Raw genomic sequence first — 7,515 nt, forward strand, 5'->3', positions numbered from 1 at the left:
ACCCCCTCGCCCCACCCCCCCCCCCCCACCCTCCCCCCCCCCCCCCCCCCCCCCCCCCCCCCTCCCCCCCCCCCCCCCCCCCCCCCCGCCCACCGGACCCCCCGAGGCGGAGTTCCCCCGCCCGCTCCTCTTCCCTTCGGTAGAGGAGATCCGCCTGCCGTTGCCCTTTCGGCAGAGGCCAACTCCCGCCTCCAGAGGGATGTTTGCCCAGCTCAGGGCCGTGACGATGGATGCATCCCCGGCCCGCGGAACTCCTTGCGGGCCGTCGCACGCCAGGGCGGAGTACCCATGTCACAAACGTTCCCTTCCTCCAGCAGCAGCACAGCGCTCACCGAGCCGGCCGCCCGCGCCTCCGGCCTGACCAAGACGTACGGGAAGGGCGAGACCCGGGTCACGGCCCTCGACGCGGTGACCGTGGACTTCGCGCGGGGCAGGTTCACCGCGGTCATGGGCCCTTCCGGCTCCGGCAAGTCCACGCTGATGCACTGCATGGCCGGCCTGGACCCCGTCACCGCGGGATCGGCCCGGATCGGCGGTGTCGAGCTGTCCGCCCTGAACGACCGGCAGCTCACCCGGCTGCGGCGGGAGAAGGTCGGCTTCGTCTTCCAGGGCTTCAACCTCCTTCCCACCCTCACCGCTCTGGAGAACATCACCCTGCCGCTGCGGCTGGCCGGCCGGCAGCCCGACGCCGCATGGCTGGACACCGTCGTCGCCACGGTCGGACTCGCGGGCCGGCTCGCCCACCGCCCCACCCAGCTCTCCGGCGGCCAGCAGCAGCGCGTCGCCGTGGCCCGCGCCCTGGTCTCCCGCCCGGAGATCGTGTTCGCCGACGAGCCGACCGGCAACCTCGACTCCCGCTCGGGCGCCGAGGTCCTCGGCTTCCTGCGCGACTCGGTACGGGAGCTGGGCCAGACCGTGGTGATGGTCACCCACGACCCCGCGGCCGCCTCCTATGCCGACCGCGTGGTGTTCCTCGCCGACGGCCGCCTGGTGGACGAGCTGCACGAGCCGACCTCCGGCGCCGTCCTGGACCGGATGCTCGCGTTCGAAGCCCAGGGCCGCGCCCGCTGACCGCGTACTGATCGCGTACCGGCGCCACGTACTGGCGCCACGTACTGGCGCCGCGCATCGGCCGCGTGTCGCCCCGGCCCGTCGTCCCCCGTCCCACACCCTTCGAAAGCCCACCATGCTGCGAACAGCCCTGCGCAACGTCCTCGCGCACAAGACCCGCCTGACCATGACCGTCCTCGCGGTCTGCCTCGGGGTCGCGTTCATCTCCGGCTCGCTCGTCTTCGCCGACTCCACCACCGCCGCCCACCGCGCCTCCCTGTCGAAGAACTACGCCGGCATCGCGGTCACCGTGGACCCGAAACATCCCCCGGGCACCCCCGCGGGCGAGCGCACCACCGTCCTCGACGACGCGCTCGTGGCCAGACTGGCCGCCGTGCCCGGTGTCACCGCGGCCCGCCCGACCGTCGACGGCTCGGTCACCCTGGCCGCCAAGGACGGCACCCCGATGCGCGCTGACAACGCGATGGGCAAACTGGCCGCCGCCTACCTCCCCGGCCCCGACGGCAAGGACAGCCGCCACCCGCTGACGGCCGGCCGCGCCCCGCGCACCGACGGCGAGGTGGCCCTGGACCGCGGCACCGCGGCGGCCGGCACCTACGTCCTGGGCGACACCGTCACCCTGGCCACCGACGGTCCCGTCCTGCGGATGCGGCTGGTCGGCATCGTTTCCACCGACGACACCCGGGTCACCTCCGGCGGCACTCTCGCGGTGTTCGACAAGGCCACCGCCCAGCGGCTGTTCGCCACCCCGGGCGGCTACACCGGGATCGACCTGTCGGCCGTGCCCGGCACCGACCCGTTGGACCTCGCCCAGCGCGTCGGCACGCTGCTGCCGGCCGACCGTGCCGAGGCGACCACCGCGAGCACGAAGGCCCACCAGCAGCAGGTCTTCATCGACACCAAGACCCGCAGCCACTCCCGGTTGCCCATGGTCTTCGCCGCGGTCTCGCTCTTCATCGGCTCCTTCCTCATCATCAACACCTTCACCATGCTCGTCACGCGGCGCTCCCGGGAGGTCGCGCTGCTGCGGGCCATCGGCGCGACCCGCCGCCAGGTCGTCGGCTCCGTGCTCGCCGAGGCGGCCCTGGTCGGCCTCGTCGCCTCCCTGCTCGGCTTCGTCCTCGGACTGGGCGTCGCCGCCGTCCTGCCCGGCCTGCTGGGCACCGCGGACGACCTGCTGCCGCAGGGCCCGCTGGTGATCGGCCCCGCCCCGGTGCTCGCCTCCCTCGCCGTCGGCGTCGGCGTCACCGTCCTCGCCGCCTGGCTGCCGTCCCGCCGCGCGGCCGGGATCGCGCCCGTCGAGGCGATGCGCACCGCCGAGCAGCCCCCCACCGCTGCGCTGTCCCGGCTCCGGGGCGCGGCCGGCGCGGCCGTACTCCTCACCGGCGCCGGCCTGCTGGTGTCGCTGAGCGACGCGAAGGACGCTTCGGACGCGAACCTGCGGACCGCGCTGCTCGGCTGCGGCATCCTCGTGACCGGTCTGATCCTGCTGGCCCCGCTGCTCGCGGGCCCGGTGATCGGCCTCCTCGGCCGGCTCACCATCCGCCTCGGCGTCGCCGGCGACCTCGCGAAGGACAACGCCCTGCGGGATCCCCGCCGCACGGCCGCCACCGCCGTCGCCCTGATGATCAGCACCGCGCTGGTCTCCGGACTGGCCGTCATCGACCACTCCTCCAGCCGGGCCCTGGACTCCCAGGCGGCCGCAGGCCTGAGCGCCGACTACGTCATCAGCACCCGCAACACCACCACCGCCGTCGACCCGGCCGCGCTCCAGCGCCTCGCCGCCGTCCCCGGCGTCGCAACCGCCTCCGCCGTCGCCGACTCCACCCTCTCCACCGGCGCGCTCGCCCGGCAGGTCTCCGGCGTCGACCCGAAGACCGTGGGAGAGGTGATGAAGCTGCGCTTCACCAGCGGCTCCGCCACCGATCTGGGCCCGGGCCGGATCGCAGTGTCCAGCAGCTTCGCCCGCGAGAACCGCATCACCACCGGCGACCGGGTCGACGCGAGTATCGGCCCCGGCCCCGGTCCCGGCCGGGGCGTCCGCGACCGCGCCTACACCGTCGTCGGCATCTACCAGGACAACCCCACCGCCCAGGACGTCCTCGCCTGGCGCGGCGACGTCCAGCAGAACGGCCACCTGCGCGACTCCGTCCAGCGCGTCCTCGTACGCACCAAGGACGGCGCCGCCTCCGCGGACCTGGAGAAGCAGCTGCGCGCCGCCGTAGACCAGAGCCCGCTGCTGAAGGTCCACAGCCGCGCCCAGCTCGTCCGGGAGCAGGCCGGAGTCGCCGGCGATCTGATCACCATGGTCTTCGGACTGCTCGCCATCGGGGTGGTCATCTCCGCACTCGGCATGGTCAACACGCTCGCCATGTCGGTCGCCGAACGCACCAGGGAGATCGGCGTGCTGCGCGCCATCGGCATGGACCGCGCCGGCATCCGCCGCATGATCCGCCTCGAATCCCTCGCCGTCGCCGCCTACGGCACCCTGCTGGGCCTGGCCGGCGGCCTGTTCGGGGCGTGGAAGGTCAGCGGCCTGGCCAACGGCGCCATCCCCCAGTACACCTTCACCCTCCCCTGGGGCACCCTCGCCCTCGTCGTCGCCCTCTCCCTCGCCGTAGGCGCCGCCGCGGCCGCCCTTCCCGCCCGCCGCGCCGCCGCCCTCGACCCCCTGCAGGCCGTCGCGAACGCCTGACCCGCCGCGCAGCGCTGCCACGGCCGACGACGGCCCGGGGGGAAATGCCTCCCCGGGCCGTCGTCGGCTCAGTGGCGCAGATGGCCCGGGCGAAGGCCGGTGACGTGCGGTGGTGCCGGCCCTTCACACGTCGACAGCGGTGCCTGGCCGCGGTGGTGTCCGGTGGTGTCCGGGTGGTCAGGCCAGGTAGTCGGCGACGAGGTCGGCGAAGGCCTCCGGCGTGAGGACCTCCACGCCGAGCTCGGCGGCCTTGACCGCCTTCGAGCTCGGCTTGCCGCTCGCGGCCGGCGCGGCGACCAGGACGGACGTCTTGGAGTTGACGCTGCTGCCCGCGCGCCCGCCGGCCTTCTCGATCAGCGCGTTCATCTCGGACCGGCCGAACCCGTCCAGGGGCCCGGCCATCTTGCCGGTGACCACGACGACCTTGCCGTCCAGCGGCCCCGCGCCCTGCGCCGCCGACGGCTCCTGCGGCTCGGTCATGTTGACGCCCGCCGCGATCAGCTTGTCGATGACCGGGGCCAGGGCGGCGACCTGCTCGACGATGACCGGTGCCTTCTCCGGGCCGATCCCGTCCACGTCCTGCATCGCGGCCGCGTCCGCCTGGCGGATCGCGTCCATCGTGCCGAAGTGCCGGGCCATCCGCCGGGACATGCTGCGCCCCGTGCCGAGGACGCCCAGCGCGCAGAAGACGCGGCTGAGGGGCCGGGACTTGGCGGCCGCGATCTGCTCCGCGAGCTTTGCGCCCCGCTTGGCGCTGCCGGACGCGGCGGTGAGCTGGTCGACGGTGAGGGCGAAGAGGTCGGCGACGTCGGTGACGGCGCCCGAATCGACCAGGGACGCCACGTACGTCTTGCCGAGGCCGTCGATGTCGAGCATCTCGCGCCCGGCGGCGTACTCGATCAGCGCCGGCAGCGCGCACGAGGTGCCCTTCGCGCAACGCCACCGCTCCTGGGCCTTGTTGATCTCGCCGCCGCAGCGGGGGCACGCCTCGGGCAGCGGCACCTGCGCCGCCCCGGCCGGGCGCAGCCGCACCACGGCCGCCTGGACGCGCGGGATGATGTCGCCGGCCTTGTACACCGTCACGGTGTCGCCGAGGTGGAGGTCGCGGCGGCGGATGTCGGCGGGGTTGTGCAGGGTGGCGCGGGTGACGGTGGAGCCGTCGATCTCGACCGGGGCGAGGATCGCGGTCGGAGCGAGGACCCCGGTGCGGCCGACCTCCCACACCACGTCCTCCAGCACCGTCTGCCGCTCGACCGCGGGCAGCTTGACCGCGATCGCCCAGTACGGGAACCGCGTGCCGAACCCGGCCGCCTCCTGCTCGGCCGCGTCGTTGAGCTTGACGACCACGCCGTCGATGCCGACCGGGAGCTCTGCACGCATGGCCGCGATCGCGTCGACCCGCTGCTGCGCCTCGGCGAGGTCGGCGACGACGTGCAGGCCCGCGGGGGAGTCCGCAGTGGTCTGCACCCCGACAGCCGCCACAGCAGCAAGGGATTCGGCATGCGTGCTTTCGGCCGGCAGGAACGATTCGCCGTCCAGCTCCACCGCACCGTACGCCCAGAACGTCATCCGGAGCCGGTACGGCCGGTCCTTCGCCCGCAGCGTGCCCGCCGCACCGTTGCGCGGGTTGGCGAAGACCTGCGCGCCGTGCGCGGTGCGGACCTCGTTCGCGGTCTCGAACTGCTCCTGCGTGAACGCCACCTCGCCGCGGACCTCCACTGTGGCCGCCTCGGCCAACTGCTCCGGGAGGCCGTCGATCTGGCCGATGACATGGCTGACGTCCTCGCCGTGGCTGCCGTCGCCGCGGGTGATGATCTGGACGAGGCGTCCGTCGCGGTACCGGGCGGCCACGGCCGCGCCGTCGACCTTCGGCTCGACGGTGAACCCGCCCTCCGGAGCACGGCCCAGCCGGCGCTGGACGGAGGCACCCCAGGCCACCAGGCCCTCGGCGTCGAAGACGTTGTCCAGGCTCAGCAGGCGGGTGGTGTGCGCGATGTCGCCGGTCGGAGCCGCGCCGTCGGCGACCAAGCCGGTGGGGGAGTCCGCGGAAACCTCGGCTGGGTTCTCCTTCTCCCAGGCGAGGACGGCCAGCCGGAGCCGGTCGTACGAGGCGTCGTCCAACGCGCTGTCGCCGTCGCCGTAATACGCCTGCGAGGCCTCGCGCAGGCGCAGGAGCGCGGTCTCGTACGCGGTGCGGTCGGACATGCTGAACAGCGCCTCAACGGCGGTAGGAGTCGTCATGGGAATGATCCTCTCGCGGGGGTCTGACAATGGCCCCCGCCCTGCCGGTCGGCGCAGCACCGCGCCGACGAGCCAGGCACCCCGGGAGCCGTCTCCCGCGCGGCCGCGGCCCACGAGGACGACCTGCTCGCCGCCCTCGACCCGAGCAGCCGTCACAGTTGCACGGGCTGCTGGAACTCGCCGCCGCCCAACAGGAGTTGACCCCGGGCGTCCACCCCGTCCGGCTACCGGACCCTCCCCGCCCCGGGCGGCCGGGCGCCGATCGGGCTGACCCCGGCGACGCGCGAACGGGAGCGGCGCACAGCTACGGCCCAAAGGGCCAGGCGACATCGGCGACGTGGTCCTCTTCCCGGGCGGTGGCCCAGTTGGGGTAGTAGACCTCCCGGGCGGAGGCGCTGGAACGCAACCCGCGGGTGGAGAGCCATTCGGCGAGCGCGTGGTGGGCGGCCTGCATGGCCGGGTAGCCGCCGTCGCCCTTGGTGATCCGCAGGAAGGCCTCGCGGTGGGCCGGTTCCAGCCGCACCCCGATCCGCCCGGCCGGCGCGATGACGGCGCGGGTCGGTGCGCAGACCTCGACCGGGCCGTCGGAGTCCTGGTCGACCAGCCCGTGGTAGACCGCGAACACCGGCCCGCACAGGTCGGCGCCCTCCTCCCGGAGGCGGGCGAAGAGCAACTCGGAGGCCTCCGCAAGGAACCGGGGGAGGGCGTCGGCGGTGACGTGCTGCTGCACGCTGATCACCTGCTGCTCCGGCACGCCGCGTTCGGCGATGGCGTACAGGTCTTCCGGCATGGGCGGGATCCCTTCGTTCCCTTGGGTCCCTTCGGTGAGAACCCGGCGCGCGTGGGCGGCCATCGCGCGCCGGGCGGAGTGGGTGGCCTCCTGGGCGCGCCAGTAGGCATCGAGCAGCCGCACCGCCTCGTCAGCAGGGGAGGCGAGGACGGCGGCGATGTCGGCCAAGGGCATGCCCGCGGCACGCAGCAGCGCGATCCTGCGGGCCCGCTCCACCTGCTCGACCCCGTAGTGCCGGGCTCCGGTGTGCTGGTGGACCCGCGCGGGCGGCAGGAGCCCCCGCTCCCCGTAGAGGCGCAGGGCCTTGGGGCTCAGCCGGGTCCTGGCCGAGAGTTCTCCGATGGTGATCAAGTCGTCTTGCACGGGGCGACTATGCCCCTTGCCCTTGGGGCAGGGGCAAGAACGGGCGAGGAGACAGGCTTCTGGCAGCAGCGCCTGCGCATGGAGCGGCCCCGGCGCGCGAACGGTGGCGAGGCGCGGATGTTTATCAAGGCCGGCCGCTGCCGTCAAGGCACGTGTTCCAGTGTCATGACGTGCCTTCGCTCGCAGGGTTTATTTGAAGTACGCCCCACCGGGAACTCCCGGAAGAGCCCGGGCCGGAATCCAATCCCCGGCCCGCTCCGCAGGGCGGCTCATAAAACCCTTTCCATACCGAGTGGAGAATTCTGATGTTCGAGCGTTCTTGGACCCGTCGTATTGTTCTGGCCGGCGCCTCCGC

General features: G+C 73.6%; 4 protein-coding genes. 2 read left to right on the plus strand and 2 right to left on the minus strand.

From position 1 onward, the window contains the following. The first annotated feature begins 288 nt into the window (after positions 1–288). Both AC068A_RS36600 and AC068A_RS36605 read left to right on the plus strand, forming a co-directional pair. The gene (locus AC068A_RS36600; protein ID WP_478590613.1) at positions 289–1,071 is read left to right on the plus strand and encodes an ABC transporter ATP-binding protein; all 783 of its coding nucleotides are present in this window, start codon (positions 289–291) and stop codon (positions 1,069–1,071) included. A 115-nt stretch (positions 1,072–1,186) separates the two neighbouring features. Next, positions 1,187–3,766, plus strand: coding sequence for an ABC transporter permease (locus AC068A_RS36605; protein WP_478590614.1), 2,580 nt, complete (start codon positions 1,187–1,189; stop codon positions 3,764–3,766). Between the two features lie 177 nt (positions 3,767–3,943). On the opposite strand, the gene ligA is transcribed toward AC068A_RS36605, so the two are convergent. Both ligA and AC068A_RS36615 read right to left on the minus strand, forming a co-directional pair. Next, positions 3,944–6,007 (minus strand): NAD-dependent DNA ligase LigA, encoded by a 2,064-nt coding sequence (gene ligA / locus AC068A_RS36610; protein WP_478590615.1) that lies wholly within the window; start codon positions 6,005–6,007, stop codon positions 3,944–3,946. Positions 6,008–6,311: 304 nt separating this feature from the next. Further along, complete coding sequence (locus AC068A_RS36615; RefSeq protein ID WP_478590616.1) at positions 6,312–7,160, minus strand: MerR family transcriptional regulator; 849 nt, start codon at positions 7,158–7,160, stop codon at positions 6,312–6,314. Between the last annotated feature and the right edge of the window lie 355 nt (positions 7,161–7,515).

The organism is Streptomyces sp. NPDC043854, assembly GCF_056436005.1.

Excerpts from the sequence above, each read along its gene's own strand:
- AC068A_RS36600 (WP_478590613.1), top strand. The coding sequence starts at position 289 with ATGTCACAAACGTTCCCTTCCTCCAGCAGCAGCACAGCGCTCACCGAG.
- AC068A_RS36605 (WP_478590614.1), top strand. The coding sequence starts at position 1,187 with ATGCTGCGAACAGCCCTGCGCAACGTCCTCGCGCACAAGACCCGCCTG.
- ligA (WP_478590615.1), bottom strand. The coding sequence starts at position 6,007 with ATGACGACTCCTACCGCCGTTGAGGCGCTGTTCAGCATGTCCGACCGC.